Source organism: Kitasatospora sp. NPDC059648, assembly GCF_042734825.1.
In the GTDB taxonomy this organism is placed as follows: domain Bacteria; phylum Actinomycetota; class Actinomycetes; order Streptomycetales; family Streptomycetaceae; genus Kitasatospora.
In genome coordinates this window covers 1-1,445 of the sequence record NZ_JBHWDU010000231.1, presented here as the reverse complement: position 1 = coordinate 1,445, position 1,445 = coordinate 1, and the positions used below count along the sequence as shown (strand labels likewise).

The 1,445-nt window shown below is 67.3% G+C and carries 1 protein-coding gene; it reads right to left on the bottom strand.

Translation table 11 applies throughout. From position 1 onward, the window contains the following. A partial coding sequence (locus tag ACFV1W_RS40635; protein ID WP_380422613.1) for an IS21 family transposase occupies positions 1-1,228 on the bottom strand: 1,228 nt, incomplete at its 3' end. Between the last annotated feature and the right edge of the window lie 217 nt (positions 1,229-1,445).

Genomic DNA, 1,445 nt, shown 5'->3' with positions numbered 1-1,445 from the left:
CTGATCCGTCCTCCTGGCGGTCGTCCTGTCGGAGTGCTTGGGCCGCTGCGAGCGCTTCGGCGGACGGTGGGCTGTACATCTTGCTGTGGCAGGCCGGTCTCGGCACCGGGAGCGGGCGTTCGAGGCTGATCCCGTGCCGGTGGCCGATGACCGACAGGCCGGCACCGTCGGGCGCCAGGGAATGCTGGACGATCACTCTTCCGCGCGGGGTCGCGATCGTCAGAAGGGGATCACCGACCCTTCGGCGCACCTGCACGGTGTGACCGTGCAGGTGCCGGGGAACGGCGTAGAGGTTGCCGCGGTAGGAGACCATGCTGCCGGCCGAAACGGTACGCGTCACGCTGATCCTGGCGGGATAGGGGTCATGGGGAAGGTCGAGCAGGACCGCCGCAGCGGGCGCCGTGCACCCGCCCCGTGCCGAGGCCCGGCGAGTCTCCACGAGTCTGGTCAGTCGCTCCAGGCTTTCCCGGGCTTCCAGCAGGCCGGTGTCCGCGTGGATGGTCTGCCACCAGTGGGCGAGCGCTCGCTCGATGACCTCGTCGTCGGCGTCCCGCCCGGACGGGCCGAGTTCCGCGACGACACCGTAGTGCTTCGCGACCTTGCCCAGTGCTGTGGCCAGTTCGCCGCCGTCCTGGCAGCGGGCCGCTTGCGTCGGGTCGAAGTGCCAGCGCCAGCCGGTTCCGCCGAACTGGCGCAGGATCCGGTCGACGGAGTCGGCCAGGTGGCCGGGATCGATCTGTTCCGCCAGTGCGGCGCTCCAGCGCTGGGAGTGGATCAGGCGTCCCACCAGGATGCAGGCCTGAGTGCTGTCCCAGTCCGCCGGGGCTCCGGAGAAGACGAACCAGCGGAAGTGCACCTCCTCCGCGTCGTCCTGCCGGACGGGGCGGCCGCGGGGAGGCCGTTGGCACAGCGGGCAGCGAGGGCGCAGCTGATGGGTGCGCAGGGCACGGGTGAAGGTCGAGTAGCCACCGGTGTAGCCGAGATCGACGATTTCGGCGTACAGCGCCGAGGCCTGGAAGTGGGCGTCGTCCTGGAGCCGTTGACGGCAGTAGGGGACGAACCGTCTGAACTCGTCCCGGTCGGAGCTGCGGACTCCGACCGTGCGCTTCCCGCACAGATAGGAACTCACGGTCTTGCGGTCACGGCCGAGGATACGAGCGATAGCGGCGATGGACAATCCGCGCGAGCGCAGGGCACAAATGTTGATGTATTCCTCTCTGGTCAGCATTCCACTCCTAGCAGTTCGACAAGGCTTGCGGACTCCTCAGAGGCCTCGCTGGAAGCCAGGAAATATACACGAAACGCCGGGAGTGGAGAAGAAAGGTTTTTGCAAGGAACTGTAGAGTGCTGCACAATTTGAGTGAGCGAATAACCCGGCAGTCAATTGGCAGAGGCCCCGCGCATGCCGTGTCAAGCCGCGGGCACGGATCAGCCAAACAGTGGCC